General features: G+C 31.3%; 21 protein-coding genes and 1 other RNA gene. 20 read left to right on the top strand and 2 right to left on the bottom strand.

The window, feature by feature from the left end:
* The first annotated feature begins 9 nt into the window (after positions 1-9).
* From B5E79_RS09415 to B5E79_RS09355, 13 genes are all read left to right on the top strand, one after another.
* A complete protein-coding gene (locus B5E79_RS09415; protein WP_087297819.1) occupies positions 10-2,268 on the top strand; it encodes a DNA translocase FtsK in 2,259 nt (752 codons plus the stop codon).
* A gap of 141 nt (positions 2,269-2,409) precedes the next feature.
* Positions 2,410-3,519 (top strand): BMP family lipoprotein, encoded by a 1,110-nt coding sequence (locus B5E79_RS09410; RefSeq protein ID WP_087297818.1) that lies wholly within the window; start codon positions 2,410-2,412, stop codon positions 3,517-3,519.
* A gap of 129 nt (positions 3,520-3,648) precedes the next feature.
* Positions 3,649-5,184, top strand: a complete 1,536-nt coding sequence (locus tag B5E79_RS09405) for an ABC transporter ATP-binding protein (protein ID WP_087297817.1) — start codon at positions 3,649-3,651, stop codon at positions 5,182-5,184.
* Positions 5,168-6,256, top strand: a complete 1,089-nt coding sequence (locus tag B5E79_RS09400; protein WP_087297816.1) for an ABC transporter permease — start codon at positions 5,168-5,170, stop codon at positions 6,254-6,256. The genes B5E79_RS09405 and B5E79_RS09400 overlap by 17 nt, the downstream gene beginning before the upstream one ends.
* Before the next feature lies 1 nt (position 6,257).
* The gene (locus B5E79_RS09395; protein WP_087297815.1) at positions 6,258-7,205 is read left to right on the top strand and encodes an ABC transporter permease; all 948 of its coding nucleotides are present in this window, start codon (positions 6,258-6,260) and stop codon (positions 7,203-7,205) included.
* Between the two features lie 84 nt (positions 7,206-7,289).
* The gene (gene yfmF / locus B5E79_RS09390; RefSeq protein WP_087297814.1) at positions 7,290-8,564 is read left to right on the top strand and encodes an EF-P 5-aminopentanol modification-associated protein YfmF; all 1,275 of its coding nucleotides are present in this window, start codon (positions 7,290-7,292) and stop codon (positions 8,562-8,564) included.
* Positions 8,551-9,846, top strand: a complete 1,296-nt coding sequence (gene yfmH, locus B5E79_RS09385; RefSeq protein ID WP_087297813.1) for an EF-P 5-aminopentanol modification-associated protein YfmH — start codon at positions 8,551-8,553, stop codon at positions 9,844-9,846. Before yfmF ends, yfmH begins: the two co-directional genes overlap by 14 nt.
* A 61-nt stretch (positions 9,847-9,907) precedes the next feature.
* Positions 9,908-10,068: non-coding RNA, 6S RNA (ssrS, locus tag B5E79_RS09380), on the top strand.
* A gap of 18 nt (positions 10,069-10,086) precedes the next feature.
* Positions 10,087-10,302, top strand: a complete 216-nt coding sequence (locus B5E79_RS09375) for a DUF896 domain-containing protein (RefSeq protein ID WP_087245256.1) — start codon at positions 10,087-10,089, stop codon at positions 10,300-10,302.
* A gap of 88 nt (positions 10,303-10,390) precedes the next feature.
* On the top strand, positions 10,391-12,364 hold the full coding sequence (gene tkt, locus B5E79_RS09370; protein WP_087297812.1) for a transketolase: 1,974 nt from the start codon (positions 10,391-10,393) through the stop codon (positions 12,362-12,364).
* Positions 12,365-12,435: 71 nt separating this feature from the next.
* A complete protein-coding gene (locus B5E79_RS09365; RefSeq protein ID WP_087297811.1) occupies positions 12,436-12,789 on the top strand; it encodes a hypothetical protein in 354 nt (117 codons plus the stop codon).
* A 60-nt stretch (positions 12,790-12,849) separates the two neighbouring features.
* Positions 12,850-13,050 (top strand): YneF family protein, encoded by a 201-nt coding sequence (locus B5E79_RS09360; RefSeq protein WP_087245250.1) that lies wholly within the window; start codon positions 12,850-12,852, stop codon positions 13,048-13,050.
* Between the two features lie 24 nt (positions 13,051-13,074).
* Entirely contained in the window at positions 13,075-13,716 is a 642-nt protein-coding gene (locus tag B5E79_RS09355; protein ID WP_087297810.1) for a histidine phosphatase family protein, read from the top strand.
* A 31-nt stretch (positions 13,717-13,747) separates the two neighbouring features.
* On the opposite strand, the gene plsY is transcribed toward B5E79_RS09355, so the two are convergent.
* A complete protein-coding gene (plsY, locus tag B5E79_RS09350; RefSeq protein ID WP_087297809.1) occupies positions 13,748-14,356 on the bottom strand; it encodes a glycerol-3-phosphate 1-O-acyltransferase PlsY in 609 nt (202 codons plus the stop codon).
* Positions 14,357-14,516: 160 nt separating this feature from the next.
* Between plsY and parE the strand changes: the two genes are divergently transcribed.
* Together parE and parC are read left to right on the top strand one after the other, a co-directional pair.
* On the top strand, positions 14,517-16,445 hold the full coding sequence (parE, locus tag B5E79_RS09345) for a DNA topoisomerase IV subunit B (protein WP_087297808.1): 1,929 nt from the start codon (positions 14,517-14,519) through the stop codon (positions 16,443-16,445).
* Positions 16,446-16,456: 11 nt separating this feature from the next.
* The gene (gene parC / locus B5E79_RS09340) at positions 16,457-19,015 is read left to right on the top strand and encodes a DNA topoisomerase IV subunit A (RefSeq protein WP_087297807.1); all 2,559 of its coding nucleotides are present in this window, start codon (positions 16,457-16,459) and stop codon (positions 19,013-19,015) included.
* 1 nt (position 19,016) lies between these two features.
* Here the strand turns inward: parC and sigK are convergent, their stop codons facing one another.
* The gene (gene sigK / locus B5E79_RS09335) at positions 19,017-19,700 is read right to left on the bottom strand and encodes an RNA polymerase sporulation sigma factor SigK (protein WP_087297806.1); all 684 of its coding nucleotides are present in this window, start codon (positions 19,698-19,700) and stop codon (positions 19,017-19,019) included.
* A 99-nt stretch (positions 19,701-19,799) separates the two neighbouring features.
* Between sigK and yqeH the strand changes: the two genes are divergently transcribed.
* Genes yqeH through B5E79_RS09310 form a run of 5 tightly spaced genes read left to right on the top strand, consistent with a single transcriptional unit; the run spans position 19,800 to position 23,352 of the window.
* The gene (gene yqeH, locus B5E79_RS09330) at positions 19,800-20,900 is read left to right on the top strand and encodes a ribosome biogenesis GTPase YqeH (RefSeq protein WP_087297805.1); all 1,101 of its coding nucleotides are present in this window, start codon (positions 19,800-19,802) and stop codon (positions 20,898-20,900) included.
* A gap of 16 nt (positions 20,901-20,916) precedes the next feature.
* Positions 20,917-21,204 carry a ribosome assembly RNA-binding protein YhbY gene (yhbY, locus tag B5E79_RS09325; protein WP_087297804.1) on the top strand — a complete coding sequence of 96 codons (288 nt, stop codon included), beginning with the start codon at positions 20,917-20,919 and terminating at the stop codon, positions 21,202-21,204.
* Positions 21,201-22,301, top strand: a complete 1,101-nt coding sequence (locus tag B5E79_RS09320; protein ID WP_087297803.1) for a nicotinate-nucleotide adenylyltransferase — start codon at positions 21,201-21,203, stop codon at positions 22,299-22,301. The genes yhbY and B5E79_RS09320 overlap by 4 nt, the downstream gene beginning before the upstream one ends.
* Complete coding sequence (gene rsfS / locus B5E79_RS09315; protein WP_087245230.1) at positions 22,301-22,648, top strand: ribosome silencing factor; 348 nt, start codon at positions 22,301-22,303, stop codon at positions 22,646-22,648. The genes B5E79_RS09320 and rsfS overlap by 1 nt, the downstream gene beginning before the upstream one ends.
* Positions 22,645-23,352: a class I SAM-dependent DNA methyltransferase gene (locus B5E79_RS09310; protein WP_087297802.1), complete on the top strand. Its 708-nt coding sequence runs from the start codon at positions 22,645-22,647 to the stop codon at positions 23,350-23,352. Before rsfS ends, B5E79_RS09310 begins: the two co-directional genes overlap by 4 nt.
* Positions 23,353-23,462: the final 110 nt, after the last annotated feature.

The following is a 23,462-nucleotide window of genomic DNA, read 5'->3' as shown; positions in this document are numbered from 1 at the left end:
GTGAGCATAATGGCGAAAACAAAGCGTTCAAAAAAATCTAAGAATCAGATTTTGGAAGAAAAGTTACGTTTGAGAATTATTATTTTATTTGTGATCTTTGCTATTATTGTATCAGCTTTACGATTGGGATTTATTGGACAGGGAATTCATAATTGTGTTGCTTTTTTAACCGGAAATTTATACGGTGTTGTTTATTTAGCACTTCTTGTCGTCTGTATATATATATTATGTAAGGCTCAAATTCCACGTTTGAATGGACCAGAAGCAATTGGTATTTATGCGATTTTTATCAGTATGTTGACTATTGCTTCTATTCCTAGTCAGCCACAGGCAAGTGGAATGGGGGTTATTTCTACATATCTTCAGAGTCAACAGATGAATAAAGGTGGATTTATTGGCATTTGTTTATATGGTGTTTTTAGTTCGCTGTTTGAAAGTTTAGGCGCATTGATTTTATCAATTATTATTTTGATTATTGGTTTGGCGTTGATTTTTAGTAAACTTTATTTTCAACATCAAAAAACAAAGAAGAAAAAACCAAAAGTATCTAAACAAGAAGAAACACCAGTACAAACAATTATTTTAAAAAAGAAATCTCATTTCTTTGATTTTTTGTCAAAAGATAAAGAAATTCCTCTTTTTCCTGATTCTGCTTTTGATGATGTTGAAGAAAAGATTGATCCAGAAATGACAAGTGCTTTTGAATTTGATCAAGATAATATGAAATTAGATATTAAAGAAAAAAAACCTTTAAAAATCAAAGAAGAGAAAGAAAGTCCTCAAGAATCTTACATAGAGCCACCTAAGAAAACAGATTTATCACACTATCAGTTACCGCCACTATCATTGTTGTCAACAAGATCAACGCATAATGTTTCTAAAGAAAAGAGTGCAGCAAACAAGAACGCTGCAAGATTAACCAATGTTCTTAAACAATTTGGGGTCAATGCAACAATAGAAAATGCTTTTATAGGACCGACAATTACAAAGTATGAATTGAAATTGGAAATTGGTACACGTGTTAATAAAATCTTACAGTTACAGGATGATATCAAGCTTGCATTAGCAACGGCAGATATTAGAATTGAAGCTCCTATACCAGGGAAACCTTATGTTGGAATTGAAGTTCCTAATCAAAGCGCAGCAATGGTTGGTTTTAAAGATGTTTTAAAAAGTTTATTATCAAATTCAAAATATCAGCATAATCCACTTGTTGTAGCATTAGGAAAAGATGTGTCTGGGAAACCTGTTTTTGCGCAATTGGATAAAATGCCTCATTTATTAATTGCAGGGGCAACAGGTTCAGGGAAATCTGTTTGTGTCAATACAATTATTTCATCTATTTTGATGCGAGCTAAACCAGATGAGGTGAAATTGATTTTAGTCGATCCTAAAAAAGTTGAATTATCTATTTATAATGGAATTCCTCATTTGTTGGCACCTGTTGTTACTGATCCTAAAAAAGCAGCTGCAGTTTTACGAGAAGTCGTTGCTGAAATGGAAAGACGTTATGATTTGTTTGCAAGTGTAAATGCAAGAAATATCCAAGGATATAATGAATTTGCGAAAACATATAATGAAGATCATACTGATGAACCAAAAGAAATTTTACCTTATCATGTTATTATCTTAGATGAAGTTGCTGATTTAATGATGGTTGCCAGTAAAGATGTTGAAGATTGTATTATGCGTATATCACAAATGGCTAGAGCAGCTGGTATTCATTTGATAGTTGCGACTCAAAGACCTTCTACAGATATTATTACAGGTGTCATTAAGGCCAATATACCATCACGTATAGCTTTTGCAGTGTCATCAAGCATTGATTCACGTACAATTTTGGATACATCTGGAGCAGAAAAACTATTAGGAAAAGGGGATATGCTTTTTTCACCAATGGGATCATCTTCGCCAATGCGTGTTCAAGGATGTTTTGTAAGTGATGAAGAAGTGTCAGCCATTGTTCATTATGTCTCTTCTCAACAAGAAGTGGTTTATGAAGACAAATATGTCAATGTCAAGTCTATTTCCTCAACACAGGGAAGTGATGACTTTGATGAAGAAGACGAAGAATACGAAAAATGTAGAGAATTTGTTATTCAGGCTCAAAAGGCCAGTACATCTTTATTACAACGTAAATTTAGAATAGGTTATAATAAAGCAGCTCGTATTATTGACCGTTTGGAAGAAGAAGGGGTTATTGGACCACAGCTTGGTAGTAAACCTCGTGAAGTTTATATTCGACAATATCATGAAGAAGATTTATAAAAAACATTGAATATATCAATAAAAATAAAATATTCTAAAAAAGGGAGAATGACGAATATAAAGATATTTGTCGTTTTCTCTTTTTATTTTGTGAAAATAATGTTAAAATATGGTTAGAATGTTAAAGGAGGAAAACAAGATATGAAAAAAATGTTTGCGTCTTTATTGGCATTATCTATGGTGTTAGTAGGATGTGGTGGTGATGGAGGTGATTCTGCATCTAGTTCAAAGCCTGAAATTGTTATGTTAACTGACAAAGGTACTATTGATGATAAGTCATTCAACCAAGGTACATATGAAGGTGTTAAAGCATATGCAGAGAAAAATGGAATTGAATGTACATACATCAAACCTGTTGATGCAACAACAGATGAATACAACAATTCTATTGATCAGGCTGTAAAATCAGGAGCAAAAGTTGTTGTGTGTCCTGGATATTTATTTGAAGAATCAATCTATATCAAACAAACTGAATACCCTGATGTTAAATTTATTTTAATTGATGGAAACCCACATGATGCAAGTTATGAAGACTATAAAACTGAAAAGAACACAATCGGTATTACTTTCCAAGAAGAACAAGCTGGTTATTTAGCTGGATATGCTGCTGTTAAAGATGGTAATACAAGCTTAGGATTCATGGGTGGACAAGCAGTACCTGCTGTTATGAACTTTGGATATGGTTATGTTCAAGGTGCTAATGATGCTGCTAAAGAATTAGGTATTACAGTCAATATGAAATATCATTATACAGGTGGATTTAGTGCAACTCCTGAAATTCAAACAAAAGCTTCTTCATGGTATAAAGATGGAGTCACTATTGTGTTTGGATGTGGTGGTTCTGTAGGAAACTCTGTTATGGCTGCTGCTGAAGCAAGTAATCCTGTAGGAAAAGTTATTGGTGTTGACGTTGATCAATCTTCTGAATCTGATACAGTTGTCACTTCTGCATATAAAAAATTAGGTGATGCTGTTCAAAAAGCGCTTGAATCTATTTATAGTGGAGATTTCGATAAAACTGATGATACAAATATCCAATTTAGAGGTGGACAAAATATTGTTTTAGGTGCTAAAGATGGAGATGTTGGTTTACCATTAGAAACTTCTAAATTTGAAAAATTTACTGAAGCTGATTATAATGCAATTTATGATAAAATTGTTGATGGTTCTGTAACAATTAAAAATAACAAAGATGCTGAATCTCCAAAAGATTTAAATTGTTCAAATGTAGAATTAACAATAGAAAATTAATTGAAATGGTTAAGGCTTGAAATTCATAATTTTCAAGCCTTATTTTGTTAAATGAATTTTATTGTTGTGATTTTCTTGAAAATTAAGTTATAATAAATAATGAAGATAAATTAAAAAAGGAGGAAGAAAATGGAAAACGTTATCGAGATGCGACATATTACGAAAGTTTTTCCGGGAATCATTGCAAACGATGACGTGACTATTGAATTAAGAAAAGGTGAGATTCATGCACTGCTGGGGGAAAATGGTGCAGGAAAATCAACTTTGATGAGTGTCTTGTTTGGGCTATATCAACCTGAAAAGGGAGAGATTTTAAAGAATGGTCATGTTGTTCAAATTAATAATCCTAATGATGCAAACAGCTTGGGAATTGGAATGGTTCACCAACATTTTAAATTAGTTCATAATTTTACTGTTTTAGAGAATATCGTTTTAGGTGCCGAAGATACAAAACATGGTTTCCTTTATATGAAAAATGCTCGAAAAAAAGTAGAAGAAATTTCTCAACGTTATAATTTAAAAGTTGATTGTGATGCCTTGATTAGTGATATTACTGTGGGAATGCAACAACGTGTTGAAATTATTAAGATGTTATATCGTGATAATGAGGTTTTGATTTTTGATGAACCAACCGCTGTTTTAACACCACAAGAAATTGAAGAACTTATGCAAATCATGAGAGATTTAGCAAAAGAAGGTAAATCTATCTTATTCATTACACATAAGTTAAATGAAATTAAAGAAGTGGCAGATCGTTGTACTGTACTTAGAAAAGGTAAATATATTGGAACAATTGATGTTGCCGCAACAACTAAAGAAGAAATGTCTGAAATGATGGTTGGTCGAAAAATCAATTTAACAACTGAAAAAACTGAGTCACATCCAACAGATGATATTTTGGTTGTAAAAAATCTTTCAGTAGGTAAAAAAGGACATAAAAATCCTGTAAATAATGTTAGCTTTTCTGTAAGAAAAGGAGAGATTGTTTGTATCGCAGGTATAGACGGTAACGGTCAAACAGAACTTGTACAAGCTATTACAGGATTGATGCCTGTTTTAGATGGGACAATATCGTTAAATGGAAAAGATATTACACACGCTTCCATACGTCAAAGAAATGTGAGTGGTATTTCACATATCCCTGAAGATCGTCATAAACATGGACTTGTTTTGGATTATCCACTTTCTTATAATTTGGTTTTACAAAGATATTTTGAACCTCAATTTTCACAGCATGGCTTTTTGAAATTTGAAGAAATTGAAAAATATTCTGAAAAATTGATTGAGCAATACGATATAAGAAGTGGTCAAGGTTCAAAAACAATTGCTAGAAGCATGTCTGGTGGTAATCAGCAAAAAGCAATTATTGCTAGAGAAATTGATAAAGATCCTGATTGTTTAATTGCTGTACAACCAACAAGAGGATTGGATGTAGGAGCTATTGAATATATTCATAAACAAATCATTCGCGAAAGAGATGAAGGAAAAGCTGTTTTATTGATTTCTTTAGAGCTTGATGAAGTTATGAATTTGTCTGATAGAATTTTAGTTATCTATGAAGGTGAAATTGTTGGGGAACTTAATCCTAAAGAAATCACTGTACAAGAATTAGGACTTTATATGGCAGGAAGTAAGAGAGGTGATACAAATGAAAAAGCTGTTTAAATCTGAAGCATCACTTAATTTTGCATCTTCTGTCACTGCGATTATTGCGGGGTTAATTATAGGATTAATTGTTATTATTATTGCGAATCCATCAAACGCATTGAATGGGTTTTTAACTCTCATTCAAGGTGGCTTTAGTAATGGAACAAGAGGAATTGGACAAGTTTTGAATAATGCAACGCCTATTATTTTAACTGGTTTATCAGTGGGATTTGCTTTTAAAACAGGACTTTTTAACATTGGAACTCCTGGACAGTTTGTTGTTGGGGCATTTGTAGCTATTTATATTGGTGTCGAATGGACTTTTCTTCCTGGTGCTATTCACTGGCTGGTTGCTATTCTTTTTGCAGCATTAGCTGGAGCGTTATGGGGATGTGTTCCAGGAATTATGAAAGCCTATTTAAATGTTAATGAAGTTATTGCTTCAATTATTATGAATTATATTGGAATGTATACAGTTAATTATATCGTTCCATTAACAGTATTTAATATTAATAAAAATGAAACATTACCAGTAGCCTCAAGTGCTGTTATTCCACAATTTGGAATTGAACATCTTATTCCAAATGTGAATGGAGGTATTGTTATTGCGATCATTCTCGTTGTTGTTATTCATATCATTCTCAACAAATCTGTACTTGGTTATGAATTAAAGGCTTGTGGTTTTAATCGTGATGCGAGTAAGTATGCTGGTATTAATGCTAAACAAAAAATTGTTTGCTCTATGATGATTGCAGGAGCATTAGCCGGTATTGGTGGTGCTTTGGTTTATTTAGGTGGAACTGGAAAATGTTTGGCAGTTGTAGATACTTTAGCACCTGAAGGATTTAATGGTATAGCTGTTGCTTTATTAGGTCTTTCTAGTCCTTTTGGTATTTTAGCAGCTGGATTATTTATTGCTCATTTAACAATTGGTGGTTCATTAATGCAAATTTATGGATTTATTCCACAAATTGTTGATATTATTATTGCAATTATTATTTATTTCTCAGCATTTGCACTTATGGTTAAGGGTATTATAGCAAATGGTTTCCATTTTAAGAAGAAACCTAAAGTAAAGGAGGGACAATAATATGAGTGATATTTTATTCTTATTTCAACAGACAATGTTCTTCTTTATTCCACTTTTAATTGTTGCATTGGGTGGTTTATTCTCTGAACGTAGTGGTATTATTAATATTGCGTTAGAGGGTATGATGATTATTGGAGCATTTGCAGGAATCTTTTTCATTCACTTTTTTCAAGAGGCAATGGATCCACAAATTTGTTTGTTGATTGCTTTACTTATTGCTGGTTTATCTGGAACATTATTTGCTTTATTCCATGCGATTGCCTCTATTAATATGAAAGCTGATCAAACAATTAGTGGGACTGCATTGAATATGTTTGCACCTGCATTTTGTATATTTGTTGCTAGATTAGTTCAACAAACACAACAAGTTGAATTTTCTAATACATTTAGAATTACAAAAGTTCCAGTTCTTGGAGATATTCCATTTATTGGAGAGTTCCTTTTCCAAAATACATATATTACAAACTTTTTAGGAATTCTTATTTTGATTTTGTCATGGCTGATTTTATATAAAACACGTTTTGGACTTAGATTACGTTCTTGTGGTGAATTACCACAAGCAGCTGACAGTGCTGGTATTAATGTTTATAAAATTCGTTATGCTGGAACGCTTATTTCAGGATTCTTAGCTGGTATTGGAGGATTAATATTTATTGTTCCTACAAGTACAAACTTTAATGCAGACGTTGCTGGTTATGGGTTCTTAGCATTAGCTGTATTGATTTTTGGACAATGGAAACCTTGGCATATTGCTGGAGCAGCTTTCTTCTTTGGATTTATGAAAACTATTGCTTCTGCCGGTTTACCATTCCTAGCTTCGTTAGCTATTCCAAATTACTTTTATAAAATCACACCATATGTGGCAACACTTATTGTATTAGCTTTTACATCTAAAAATTCTGCTGCACCACGTGCAGAAGGAGAACCGTTTGATAAAGGTAAACGTTAAGATCAAGAGAATCTCTTGGTCTTTTTTATTTTAATTTGTTGAAAATTGAGTATAATATATGTGTATACGAATTGGAGGTTATTTATGGAAAACGTCTATCAAATGTCGGGATATACTTTACATCTTATTCCAACTCAAAAATTTAAAACAATGACAATTTCATTAAGATTACAAAGTCCGTTATCGAAAGAAACAACAACAATGAGAACATTATTAACATTTGTCATGATGGCAGCAACACAAGATTATCCATCTACTAAATCTTTGGCACGTTATCTTGATGAAAACTATGGAGCAAGCTTGTCTACACATATTACAACAAAAGGGAAGTCACACGTTATCAATGTGACAACGAGCTTTGTGAATGATGCTTACTTGCCTACCAAAGAAAACTTATTAGAAAAGCAATTACAATTATTAAGTGATTTATTTTATCGTCCATTGATAGTTGACAATGGTTTTGATGAAACAATCGTACAACTCAAAAAGAAAGAATTAAAAGAAAAACTACAAGCTAATAAAGATGATAAGTTTTCATATTCTTTAGATAAATTGTTTGAATATATGGGTAGAGATCAAGTGTTGGGTATTCCAAGTACTGGTTATGAAAATGAAATTCAAAAGATTACACCTCAACAGCTTTATCAGTATATGAAAAAATGTATTGTTGAAGATGAAAAACATATTTATGTTGTTGGTGATATTCCAGAAAATATTGTAGATATTTTTCAACGTCTTTTGCAATTTCCAGAACAATACTATGATTATCCTTCAGCATATATTTTTCAAAGTCCTCGTCATGAACTTTTAGAAGTCATTGAAAAACAGGATATTACGCAATCTAAGTTGAATTTAGGATACCAGATTCAATGTGATTTTACATCACCACAGCATTATGCATTTACTGTTTTTAATGCCATATTTGGTGGATTTTCACAATCACGTTTATTTCAGGTTGTAAGAGAGAAACATAGTTTATGTTATTATATTTCTTCTAGTTATGATGCTTTTAATGGCATGATGATTGTCAATGCTGGAATTGAACAGAAAGATTATCAAAAGACTCTTGATTTGATTCATCAACAGCTTAGTGATTTACAGAATGGAAATGTTCGTGAAGAAGAAATGAAAATCGCGAAAATGATGCTTACAAATGCTTTAAAAAAGACAAATGATGAAGCAAGTAGTATGATTGCCTTGGCTTATAACCGTGACATCACTCATGTTCGTGAAACGAGTGAAGAATATATTGAAAAACTAATGAATGTAACTTTAGGAGAAATTGTTGACGTTGCTAAAAAAGTAAAACTGGATACAATTTACTTCCTTACAGGAAAGGAGTTCCATGAAAATATTTAAATATCCAACATTAAAGGAAACGTTATATTATGAAGAAATGAAAAATGGATTAAAAGTTTATCTTTTACCTAAAGTTGGTTTTTCCAAAACATATGGTCTATTTTCTACACGTTTTGGTTCTATAGATACGACTTTTGTTCCTCTACATGAATCTGAAATGATAAAAGTTCCTGATGGAATTGCTCATTTCTTAGAACATAAAATGTTTGAAATGGAAAATGGTGATGCAAGTGATGCCTTTGCAAGATTAGGTGCGAATACAAATGCTTTTACTTCTTCTTCAAGAACTGCATATTTATTTAGCACAACAAGTCATGAAAAAGAATGTATTGAGTTATTACTTGATTTTGTACAAGATATTTATTTAACAGATGAAAATGTTGAAAAAGAAAAAGGAATCATCAATCAGGAAATCAGAATGTATGATGATGATCCAGACTGGCGATGCTATTTTGGAAGTATTCAAAACTTATATCAGCTTCATCCTGTGAAAATTGATATTGCAGGAACTGTTGAAACAGTTGCTTCTATTGATAAAGATACATTAGAAAAATGTTATCATACTTTCTATCATCCTAGTAACATGATGCTATTTGTGGTAGGAAATATTGATCCTCAACAAACTATGCAACTTATTAGAGGAAACCAGGAAAATAAGCATTTTGAAAAAGAAAATCCTATTCAAAGAGAAGTTGTTAATGAACCATTAGAGGTAGCACAAAATGATGCAATTTTATATATGGATGTAACTATGCCTAAAATCATTGTATCATTAAAAATAAATGATATTTTACAAGTACCACAAGAACGTTTAAAAAGAGAATTAGGTATGAACTTATTATTAGATATTTTCTTTGCAAAGAGTTCTTCATTATATGAGAAGTGGCTAACAGATGAGTTGATTAATGATAGTTTTAGTGCTCAATTTACACAAGAAAGAGATTATTGTTTCTTACAAATAGGAGGAGATACTCTATATCCTGATAAATTGAAAGACAAGATTTATGATTTTGTTAGACATATTCATGATTATTCCATTTCTAAGGATGATTTTGAACGTCTAAAGAAAAAAACAATGGGGATTTTGATATCTGTTTTCAATAGTCCTGAAGCTATTGCGAATATGTTTAGTCGATATTATTTTGAAGGTGTTATGATTTTTGAATTAATAGATTGTTTAAATGGTTTAACATTAGATGATTTAAATCAATTAAAAGATTTATTTGATATACAATATATCAGTTCATTTACTGTTTTACCGCAAAATCAATCACAAAAATAAAGACATTTTATAGAATGAAAGATTTCACTATTTACACAATTTATTTTTATGTTATAATGTGAGTGACCTAAGAGATATATGTATTTCCTACACGATAGATAAGGGAATCTGACTGTTGTCTGATGGTGTTGAAAACCTATCTTGAATAGGGATCCTAAAATTGGACACAAGATACCCACCTGCATATACCAGGGATTAATCTAAAAAACTCTTAGGTTTTTCTTTTTGAGGAGGAAAAACATGGAGAAAATAAGTGATGAGATGATTAATGAGATTAATGCTCTTGCAAGAAAAAGTAAAACTGAAGGTTTAAATGAGGAAGAAAAGAAAAGACAACAGGAATTACGTAAAGAATATCTTCGTTTATTTCGTAAAGGGTTTAAACAACAGCTTCAGCATGTCAAAGTTGTCGATCCTAAAGGGAATGATATAACACCTTCTAAACGAAAAAACTAAGGAAATCTTAGATTATGTCAAATCTTGTTTGATATTCATGTGTTTTTGTGTATAATGTTAGTGTGTTAGAAGGAGGAATAATGAGATAATGAATCAATCTGAACTATCAATTGCAACGATTAGATCACTTGGGATAGATATGATTAATAAAGCTAACTCAGGACATCCTGGAATGGTATTAGGATCTGCTCCAGCTTTATATTCCTTATTTACAAAAGAATATAAAGTTTTTCCAGCACATTCTCAGTGGATTAATCGTGATCGTTTTGTTTTAGCAAGTGGACATGCGTCTTCACTGTTATATAGCCTATTACATTTATCTGGTTTCCAAGTTTCAATGGATGATTTGAAACAATTCAGACAATGGGGAAGCTGCACACCAGGACATCCTGAAGTAGAACTGACAGATGGTGTTGATGCTTCTAGTGGACCTTTAGGTCAAGGTATCCCAATGGCTGTTGGAATGGCTATGGCTGAAGCTTTTTTAGCAACAAGATACAATAAAAAAGATTATCCAGTGATTGACCACTATACATATGTATTATGTGGTGATGGAGATATGCAAGAAGGTGTCACTTATGAGGCTTCATCATTGGCTGGGCATCTTTCATTAGGAAAGCTTATCGTGCTTTATGATGCGAATAATGTGACTCTTGACGGTCCTTTAAATTATTCATTCAGTGAAGATGTAAAGAAACGTTATGAGTCTATGAATTGGCAAGTCATTTGTGTTCAAGATGGAAATGATTATGAAGCTATTGCAAAAGCAATCAAAAAAGCTAAAAAAGAAGTTTATAAACCGACTTTAATTATCGTGAATACTATTATTGGATTTGGTTCTCGAAATCAGGGAACAAGTAAAGTTCATGGTGCTCCTCTTGGAGAAGAAGATGGACAATATGCAAAAAGACAATATGGATTTGAATATGATAATTTCTTTGTTCCTGAAGAAGTTTATGATGATTTTAAGAAAAATGTATTTAATCGTGGTAAACGTGCTTATAATAAATGGAATAAAATGATGGATACATATAAAACAGAATATCCTGAGTTATACCAGGAATTATTCCAAAATATAAATGATGAATATTCTTTTAATGAAACTGCTTTTATAGAAGAATATCAAGATGGTATAAGTGAAGCAACACGTGTAACAAGTGAAAAATTAATCAATGCTATTGCAGCACAAAACCCAACATTCCTATCTGGAACTGCAGATTTAGCATCTTCTACAAAAACAATTATCAAAGATGCAGAACGTTTTAGTTGTGAGAATTATGGAGGACGTAATTTATTCTTTGGAATCCGTGAATTTGCAATGGTTGCAATAATGAATGGGATGACTTTACACAAAGGTATCAAGGTTGCTGCTGGTGGATTTATGGTGTTTAGTGATTATTTCAAAGCTGCATTAAGAATGGCATGCTTAATGAAATTACCTATTATTTTACCACTATCACATGATTCAATTGCTGTAGGGGAAGATGGTCCAACACATCAACCAGTTGAACAATTGGCAATGTTACGTTCGATGCCAAATATTCAAGTGATAAGAGCAGCTGATGCTTATGAAATGTGTGGTGCTTGGAAAAAAGCGGTTGAAACAAATGATTGTCCAACTGCGCTTATCTTAACAAGACAAAATGTAACAAATTTCACTCATGCAACTTATGAAGATGTTTGTCACGGGGCATATGTTGTTTCTCAAGAAAAAGACAATTTAGATGGTATTATCATTGCAACTGGTAGCGAAGTAGAATTAGCTATGCAGGCACAAAAGGCGTTATTAGAGCAAGGAAAAGATGTTCGAGTTGTATCAATGCCTTCAATGGAATTATTTGATCAGCAGGATGATTCATATAAAGAAAAGGTTTTACCAAAACATATCAGAAAACGTCTTGCTGTTGAAATGGCTTGTGATTTTGGTTGGCATAAATATGTAGGATTAGACGGAAAAGTTATTTCTGTTAATCAATTTGGCGCAAGTGCTCCAGCCAATATCGTTATCCAAAAATATGGTTTTACTGTTGAAAACATTGTTGAAACATACTTATCACTTTAAGAACCTGTAATAGGTTCTTTTTTTGACATATTTTTTATTGGTAAAGGATTATAATAAACATGGTGATGAATATGAAATATAAAATTGTCTGCGTTAAGGAACGTTTTGTGGAATTTGTAAATATGTATCCTGATTTTTTGAAACAAGTTTATCAGGAACAAGATAATATGTACAAGACTAAACAGATAGAATTGATTTTTTCTAATATGGTTAACGAAAAAGAAAAACTTTTACATAAAATTCAATCACGTGAACATTATTCCTATTATCATGGAATTCATCAGCTTTTTAATCCTATAACTCAAGAAAAGATGACAATTATCATGAATGAATATGATTTACAAATAGAAGAAGAGGGTAGCAATCATCATATATATGATATGATATCGTCTTTTTCTAAAAATTTTTATATGATTACGAAATAATTTTGCAAAAAGCATAGGACTATGTTATAATAATTTGGTAATTGAATGGAGGATTGAAAAATGTTATATGGAATTTTAGGACTTTTAATAGGTCTTGTTATAGGATTCTTTGCTGCTCGTTATTTCTTCAAAAGAAATTTAAAGAAGAATCCACCAATTAATGAAAAAATGATTCGTGCTATGTTTATGGAAATGGGACGTAAACCTAATGAAACACAAATCAAACGAATTATGAAAAGCATTAATGATCAATATAAATAAGGGATATCCCTTATTTTTTCGTATATGAAGATATATATAACACGTCATTCTAAAACTCTTTGGAATGAACAAAAAAGGTTGCAGGGACGTTTAGATTCCCCATTGACTCAAGAAGGTATTGATAATGCTCTTGCCTTAAAAAAATATCTCACAGATAATGCTTTGCAATTTGATTGTGTTTACTCTAGTCCCATACCACGTGCCTATCAGACAGCTTGTTTATTATTTGGTCAAGAAAAAGTAATAACTGATGATCGTTTGATGGAAATGAATTTTGGAGTTTTTGAAGGACAAAAAATTGCTGATTTATTAAAAAATCAGCACGAATTATATCACCAGTTATGGAATCAACCAGAGTTGTTTGAGAGAATTCCACAAGGTGAAAGTTATGATGAAGTCATGACAAGAGTCAAAAGTTTTTTGAATGATTTAAAACAAATGGACTCAGATAGTCAAATCTTTATTGTTACTCATGGAATGTGTTTTGTAATTTTTATGGCTGTTATTTTACAATTAGACAAAAAAGATTTCGTAAAAATCAATCAACAGATTGTTGAAGGATGCTCTTTAACGTGTATTGAAGAACATGATGGCATTTATCAAGTTTTATCTTATAACGATCATCATTTTTTACCGCATGTTATGCATGCAAGTTTTGCAAAATAAAAACCTGAGTGTTAAAAAAACATTCAGGTTTTTACATCCATGTAATTTTATTTTCAGTACCATTTCTTAATCTTTGAATATTACTTCTATGTTTATAGACAAGTAAAGCAACTATACATATATTCGTGATAATACCAATTGTGCTGTAACCTAAAAAAGGAGATATAACTGCAATTGATATTGCTCCAAGAATTGATGCTAAAGAAACATATTTTGAAATCTTTAATGTAAGCAAGAAAATAACCAATGCAATACAAAATGCATAAATATTTGTCATTAATGCATACCCAATAGCGACTGATACAGCTTTTCCTCCTCTAAATCCAGCAAAGATAGGATAACAGTGTCCTATCACACATGCTAAAGCACATGGGTAAATAATATTCATATCAAGTTCCATATATTTGGCAACTGTTCCAGCAATAAGAATAGAAATACAGCACTTAGAAGCATCTAATATAATAACTGATAGTCCTGCTTTTTTTCCTAGAACTCTTCCAGCATTGGTTCCACCTAAATTACCAGAGCCACTATTTCTTACATCAGTATGATAAAATAGTTTTCCTATAACTAAGGCAAATGGTATTGAGCCGTATAAATATCCCATTAAAATTAATAGTAAATATATTAATATATTCATTTTTTCACTTCCCCGAGCTTTATTATACATAAAAAAGGAGAAAAATCAATTTTTTTAAAAGATTTGCGAAAATTCTAGAAATTTGCTATGATATGAATTCTCTAGCAATATCAAATAGTTTTTGATATAATTATAAAGTTGGAAAAGGAGGAAATCAGATATGAAAGCAAATCACTATGATGAATCTAACATTCAAATTCTTGAGGGACTAGAAGCTGTCAGAAAGCGTCCAGGTATGTATATAGGTTCAACAGATTCAAGAGGTTTACACCATCTTGTATGGGAAATTGTTGATAATTCTATTGATGAAGCACTTGCTGGATTTGGTAAAAAAATCACTGTCACAATTGGAAATGATAATAGTATTCGTGTTGAGGACGAAGGGCGTGGAATGCCAACAGGTATGCATGCTTCTGGTAAGCCTACAACAGAAGTTATTTTAACGATATTACATGCTGGTGGTAAGTTTAGTGAAGATGGTGGTTATAAAACATCTGGTGGTTTACATGGTGTTGGATCGTCTGTTGTGAATGCTTTGAGTGAATGGTTAGAAGTTACAGTTTATCGTGATGGTAAAATTCATCAACAACGCTTTGAAGATGGAGCTAAAATCATTTCACCTTTAAAGGTCATTGGTAAAACGTCTCGCACTGGAACAATCATTCATTTTAAACCGAATCAGAATATTTTTTCGACAGTTGAATTCAATTACTCAACAATCTGTGAACGATTAAGAGAAAGTGCCTTCTTATTAAAAGGAATTGAGATGAATGTTATTGATGAAAGAACTGGGAAACATGATTCATTTCAATATGAAAATGGATTAGAAGCTTTTATTGAATATTTGAATTATGATAAAAAGACACTTCATTCTACAGTATCATTTGATGATGCTTCTCATCCTATTGAAGTTGAGATTTCTTTTCAAATCACAGATGGATATCAGGAAAATCTGATTTCTTTTGTTAATTTAGTAAGAACTGGTGATGGTGGAACACATGAAACAGGATTCCGTTCTGGCTTTACGAAAGTTTTCAATGAGTATGCCAGAAAATATGGATTATTAAAACCGAAAGATAAAAACCTTGAGGGTAGTGATGTAAGAGAAGGGCTGACTGCTGTTATATCGGTTAAAATCCCTGAATCATTATTACAATTTGAAGGACAGACAAAATCTAAATTAGGAACTCCTGAAGCAAGAAATATAGTTGAAAATGTTGTTTATGAACAGGTTAATTATTTTTTAGAAGAAAATAAAGAAACCGCTAATGAACTTGTTAAAAAAATGATTAAAGCTTCACAGGCAAGAAATGCAGCTAGAAAAGCGAGAGAAGAAGCAAGAAAAGGTAAAGGAAATAAAGTTGAAAAGATATTAAGTGGAAAGCTTGCTCCGGCACAGTCAAAAGATAAAAAAAGAAAAGAATTATATTTAGTCGAAGGTGATTCTGCAGGTGGAAGTGCAAAGCAGGGAAGAGATCGAAAATATCAGGCTATTTTACCATTACGTGGAAAGGTTATTAATACTGAAAAAGCAGCAATGGCTGATATTTTAAAAAATGAAGAAATTAGTACAATTATCAATACTGTTGGTGCTGGTGTTGGTGCTGATTTTAACGCTGATGATTCTAATTATGCAAAAGTCATTATCATGACCGATGCTGATACTGATGGTGCGCATATCCAGATTTTATTACTAACTTTCTTCTATCGTTATATGCGAGGTTTAATTCAAGCAGGAAAAGTTTATATCGCTTTACCACCTTTGTATAAGGTATCTAAGAAAAATGGAAAACATGAAGATGTTGTTTATGCATGGGATGATGAAGAATTAGAAAATGCAAAAAAACAGATAGGGCGTGGATATAATGTTCAGCGTTATAAAGGTTTAGGTGAAATGAACGCTGATCAATTATGGGAAACAACTATGAATCCAGAAACAAGAACTTTGATTCAGGTTTCTATTGAAGATGCTGCATTGGTTGAACGTAGAGTGTCGGTTTTAATGGGAGATAAAGTTGAACCTAGACGTGAATGGATTGAAGACAATGTTCAATTTTCTTTAGAAGATTCATTTTTCATTAATCAATAGGGAGGTCTAACATGAAAGAAAAAATCATAACCCAGTCGCTGGATGACATTATGGGAGATCGCTTTGGAAAATATTCTAAATATATCATTCAAGATCGTGCATTACCAGATGTAAGAGATGGGTTGAAACCTGTACAACGTAGAATTTTATATGCAATGTACAAAGAAGGAAATACACATCAAAAACCATATCGTAAATCTGCCAAAACTGTTGGTAACGTTATTGGTAATTACCATCCTCACGGAGATGCTTCTGTTTATGAAGCTATGGTACGTTTGTCACAGGATTGGAAAATGCGTATGCCTTTAATTGATATGCAGGGAAATAATGGTTCTATTGATAATGATCCTGCAGCCGCTATGCGTTATACTGAAGCGAGATTATCGCCCATTGCATTGGAGTTATTAAAAGACATTGACAAGGAAACAGTGCAAATGGCACTTAACTTTGATGATACTGAATATGAACCAACGGTTTTACCAGCTAAATTCCCTAATTTATTGGTTAATGGTGCAACAGGAATTTCATCTGGTTACGCAACTGATATTCCACCACATAATTTAGAAGAAGTCATTGATGCAACGATTTATCGTATTTCACATCCACATTGTTCATTAGATGATTTAATGAAATTTATGAAAGGTCCTGATTTTCCAACGGGAGCTATTGTTGAAGGTTTAAATGGTATCAAAAAGGCTTTTGAAACAGGTAGAGGAAAAGTTGTTGTCCGTTCACAGACTCAAATAATTGAAGAAAAAAATATAAATAAAATTGTGATTACTCAGATTCCTTATGAAGTGAATAAAGCTGAACTTGTTAGAAAATTAGATGAAATTCGTTTTCAAAAAAATATTGATGGTATTATTGAAGTTCGTGATGAATCTGATCGTAATGGATTAAGTATTGTGATTGATTTAAAGAAAGATGTAGATGTTCAAAATACTTTAAATTATTTTTACAAGAATACAGATTTACAAAAGAATTATAATTATAATATGGTTGCGATTAAAAATAAACGACCAGTCTGTATGGGAATTGTTGATATTTTGGATGGCTATATTGAACATCAGATTGAAGTCATTACAAAACGTTCTTTGTTTGATCTTCATAAAGCTGAAGATCGTAAACATATTGTTGATGGTTTGATTAAAGCTGTTTCTATTTTGGATGAAGTTGTTCATACAATTCGTCATTCACATGATAAACAGGATGCTAAAAAGAATCTTCAATTACAGTATCAGTTTTCTGAAAAACAGGCAGAAGCAATTGTAATGTTGCAGTTATATCGTTTAACAAATACGGATATTGTTTCATTAGAAAAAGAAAAATCTGATTTAGAGGTCTTAATTCAAACATTAAACAATATTCTAGCAAGTGATAAAGTATTAAGAAAAGTCATTATAGATGAATTAAAACAAATTAAAAAGCAATATCCAAGTCCACGTTTAACAGAGATTAAAGATGAAGTTCAAGAAATTGTTATTGATGAAGAAGCTATGATTCTTCCTGAAGACATCTATGTATCTATTACTCGTGATGGATACGTGAAAAGAATATCTCAAAGATCATATAAAGCAAGTGAAAATATTGCGTTTGGAAAGAAAGATGATGATGTTTTATTAGATTTGCATTTTGCTAGTACTTTGGATAAATTGCTTGTCTTTACTGATAAAGGAAACTATTTATTTATTCCATTGCATAAATTAGAAGAATTTAAATGGAAAGAACTTGGAAAACATATCAGCTATCTGATAAAAGTATCACCAGAAGAAAAAATGATTGGATCTATTCTTGTCAAATCATTCCAAAGACCATTATATGTTTTATTAGCAACACGTTTAGGACAAATGAAACGTGTCTCTCTTCAAGATTTTGAAGTCACAAGATACAGCAAACCAATCAAATGTATGAATTTAAAACAAGATGATCAATTATTACAAGTTTCATTAACAGATGATCATCAAGCTATTGTTTTAACATCATCTTTAGGATATGTATCGCTTTATAGTGAACAGGAAATTTCTATTTTAGGATTAAAAGCAGGTGGAATCAAAGGAATCAATTTGAAAAATGATTCATTAGTTGCTATGAATACATTTGATCCACTGCATTCTTATTCTTATGTTCTTATTAGTGATCAGCCAGGAATTAAGCGTATGAGAATTTCTGATATACCAAGCTGCAATCGCTCAACCAAAGGAACATTAATTTTTAAATCACCAAAGACAAATCCAATTCATGCTTTATCAGCTTATGTTTTAGATGTTCAAGATACACTCATTATCGAAACACAAGAACATAAAGAAACGGTTGCTATTAAGGATTATTCATTATCTCAAATCTTACAAAAACCAAGTATCATTCAATCTTTAAAGAACGAAAATATTACATATATTTATTATCAAGGGGTATTATCTACAGATTTATATCAGAATGTTACAGAAACTCAAGATTTATCAACAACTCAAAATGTAAAAAAGGTTGAAAAGAGTCAACCTTTAGAGCCACAACAACAAGATAAACATTTTGAACCTATTTCATTTGATGACTTATTTAATGATGATTTCTAATTTATGAAGAATGAATATATGCTTTGAGAAGCTTAATTAAAGCACGTTTTTCTAAACGTGAAACATAAGAACGAGAAATATTCATTTGCTGAGCGATTTCTTTTTGGGTATATATACGATGATGATTAAGCCCATAGCGATAAATGAGTATTTCTTGTTCACGAGGTGTCAGTAATGTAAAATATTCTTGTAATTTTTGAATCTGATCATTGGTTTGAATCTGTTCAACAATATCTTTATCTTTGGCAGGGATAATGTCAAGTAAAGTCATTTCTCCGCCATCTTTGTCAACACCTAATACTTCATTTAATGAAACATCAAGAGCTGTCTTTTTATGATGACGCAGATGCATTAAAATCTCATTTTCTATACATTTAGCAGCATATGTTCCTAGTTTTGTTGATTTATCAGCATTATAACTATCTACTGCTTTGATAAGGCCAATTGTACCAATACTAATGAGATCTTCTTGTAAATCTTTAGAGCTTTCATATTTTTTAGCAATATGTGCAACTAGTCTTAAGTTATGTTCAATTAGCGCATTTCTAGCATTCTGATCACCTTGAAAATATTTTTCTAATAACTCATTTTCTTGTTGTGGTGTTAATTGGGGTTTAAATGCTTGCGTTTTAATAAACGAAACAAATAAAAATTGTTGTAATAATACAATAATTGTTGTAAACATAAGTCACCTCAAAATATTATATGAAATTTGTCGATGTTTATGTTTATCTCTTTTCATTAAATAAGAAATAGTATACAATAAGCGAGAAGGAAGGTATATATGGAAGAAGTAAAAAAATGTTATGGTTGTGGTGCTATCATTCAAAGTCATAATGAAAAGCATATTGGTTATGTTCCTAAAAATGCAACTCAAAGAGAACATATCTTATGTCAGCGTTGCTTTCAATTAAAAAATTATCATAAATTGCAGACAACAAATCTCACAAAAGATGATTTTTTAAATTTATTGGATCATATTGGTGAAAAAGATTGTTTAGTTGTGTATATGATTGATTTATTTGATTTTCAGGGAAGCATGATTCCTGGGTTATTACGTCATATTGGTTTTAATGATGTCCTGGTTTTAGCTAATAAGCGTGATCTTTTACCTAAATCAGTAAAAGAACGTAAGTTAGAACATTGGGTGAGAAGACAATTAAAACAAGAAGGAATAAAACCAGTAGATGTGATTGTGACTAGTGGTAAGAAAAATATGAATATGGATTCGATTTATGATGCTATTATGTCATATCGTAAACAAAGGGATGTCTATGTTGTAGGTGTAACAAATGTTGGAAAATCTACTTTTATCAATGCCTTATTAAAACATTATGCTCAAGTTGAAGAACAGAATTTAATTACTGTTTCAGAATTCCCTGGGACAACACTTGATTTTATTGAAATTCCATTAGATAATCATTCATATTTATATGATACACCAGGAATTATTAATGATCATCAAATGACTCATTTTATTGATCCTCAGGATTTAAAAAAGATTATTCCTCAAAGTGAATTGAGACCTATTGGTTTTCAGTTACAGGAAAAACAGACTATTTATTTTGATGGATTAGGAAGAATTGATTATATCAGTGGTGATCAGGCAAGTTTTATTACTTATTTTTCTAGACAACTTAAAATTCATCGTACAAAAACAAGCAATGCTGATGCATTGTATAATCGCCATAAAACTTTTTCATTTGAATTAAATGGTATGGATTCAATTGAAAAAATGAAAACATATGATTTTACCTTAAAACCTGGAAAATGTGATATTGTTATTTCAGGATTAGGGTTTATGACCATTTCATCTCATGGTGGAAAAGTTAAAGTTCATGTTCCACCTCAAATTTCAGTTATGATTAGAGAAGCAATTATATAAAAGAAAGGAAACAATTATGTTAACAGGTAAACAAAAAAGATATTTAAGAAGTGAAGCACATCATTTAAAAGCTATTTTTCAGGTTGGTAAAGAGGGTGTTTCTGCTAATCAGATTAAAGGTATTGATGATGCTTTAGAAGCACAGGAATTAATTAAAGTGAAGCTATTAGAAAGTTGTCCTGATGATGTGAATAGTGTAGCTGTTGAATTAAGTATGCATACAAAAGCTGAAGTTGTTCAAATTATTGGTCGTACGATTGTTTTTTATCGTCATAGTCCTCAAGGAATTTATCGCTTCCCATGAAAAAAATAGGATTATTTGGCGGAAGCTTTGACCCTATTCATAAAGCACATGTAGAAATTGCCATGTGTGCAATTGAACAGCTTCAATTAGACGAAGTGCAATTTATTCCTACACGACATAATCCATGGAAAAATCAAAGTTGTGCCAATGCTAAAGAGCGTTTACATATGATTCATTTGGCTATTCAGGGCAATGATAAACTCACAGTGAATACAATTGAACTTGATGATAATCAAAATCAAAAAAATTATACTATTCATACTCTTGAAAAGATCATTGAAAAACATCCCAATAACAAATATTATTATATTATGGGTATGGATCAGGCAAATGCTTTTGATAAATGGAAAAAAGCTAAAAAAATTTCTAACTTAGTACAGTTAGTTGCTTTTCAGCGTGGAGGATATGAGCCATTATTGGATGTTTTAAATCAATATCATTTTCTTGTTTTAAATAATCGTCCTGTCTATGCATCAAGCAGTGATGTTAGACAGGGGCATATTGAAATGTTGAATCCCCATGTATTGCGTTATATTTCAAGCCAGGGATTATACTTAGAAACAATGGTTGCTTCACGTATGAAAGAAAAACGTTGGAAACATACATGTAGTGTTGCTCAATTGGCTAAAAAGATTGCTAAAGCAAATCATTTGAATGAAAAACAGGCATATATTGCAGGGATTATGCATGATGTTGCTAAAGAAATGGATCAAAAAGAAGCAACTGTTATTATGCAAAATTATTTTCCAGAATATATCTCTAAACCATATCCTATATGGCATCAATGGTTATCAAGATATGTAAGTGAACATGAGTTTTTAATAGAAGATCCTATTATTTTAAAGGCTATTGAAGACCATACAACTGCTTCTGTTGATATTTCATTGATTGGAAAATGTCTATATGTTGCAGATAAATTAGACCCATTAAGAGGTTATGATTCATCAAAGCAGATTGAATTATGTAAAAAAGATATAAATGCAGGATTTAGAGATTCATTGATAGATTTTTATGAATTTTCAAAAAAGAAAAATAGAGAAATTGATGATTGTTTTTATGAAATTTATGATTATTTCGTTGTAAAAGGAGAAAAATAATGACAAAATTAGAATGTGTTGTAAAGGCTATGGATGACAAACTTGCTACTAACATTACTGCTATTGATATGCGTGATGTAAGTCCAATGTTTGATACTTTTGTTTTATGTACTGCTAGCAATGAAAGATTAATGCAGGCAATTACTGATAATATTCAAGATGAATGTGCTAAGAATCATTATGAAGTCAAAAGTATTGAAGGATTAAGAAATTCTAAATGGATTCTTATAGATTTAGGAGATATTGTTTGTCATATTTTTGAAGCAGCTGAAAGAGAAAGTTATAATTTGGAAAAATTATGGGGAGATATGCCTCGTATCAACATTGAAGGAATGTTGGCCAAATGAGTTATGAAAACTTTGCTTACTATTATGATAGCTTAATGGATGAACAATTTTATGAAGATTACTATCAATTTATATTGGAACATTGTCAATTTGAAGAAGTTTTTGAATTGGGATGTGGAACAGGTGAAATTGCTATTCGTTTAGCTAAAGATCATAAAACTGTATATGCTTCTGACATTTCTACTGATATGTTAGAAGTTGCAAAACAGAAGGCTATTGCTAATCAAGTCAATCTTATTTTACAAAGAGTTGATATGTGCGACTTTGAAATTTCACGACCAGTTGATCTTATCTTATGTTTGTGTGATTCTATCAATTATTTACTTGAACCACATCAGATTATGCAGACTTTTCAAAATGTATTTCGTTCATTAAAAGCTGAAGGTACTTTTATTTTTGATATTGATAGTTTATACAAAATGAATGTTATTTTAGATCAATATTCAGAAAAAGAAGAAGATGAAGAGTTTGTTTTTGAATGGCGTGTTGATAAAATAGATGATGGATATGTGCATCATCATGTTTATATTGAAGATAAACAAGAATCTGAAATAGTTGATGAAGATCATTATCAAAAGACTTATTCGGTAAATCAATATTTATACTGGTTAAAGGAAGCTGGTTTTTCGCAAGTTGATTATTATAGTGATTTTCATGAATATCATGATGATTGTGAAAGAATTATATTTGTATGTATGAAATAGGCGAAGTCTAGAAGACCTCGCCCCTTCCCGAACCGTACGGGCACCTTTCAATGCATACGGCTCTCCATTTCTAAATGAGTTTTCGTTTTGTCATTTGATTGTATTCTAAA

This window comes from Massilimicrobiota sp. An134 (genome assembly GCF_002160815.1).
Taxonomy (GTDB): domain Bacteria; phylum Bacillota_I; class Bacilli_A; order Erysipelotrichales; family Coprobacillaceae; genus Allocoprobacillus; species Allocoprobacillus merdigallinarum.
This window is presented reverse-complemented; position numbering and strand designations above follow the sequence as displayed.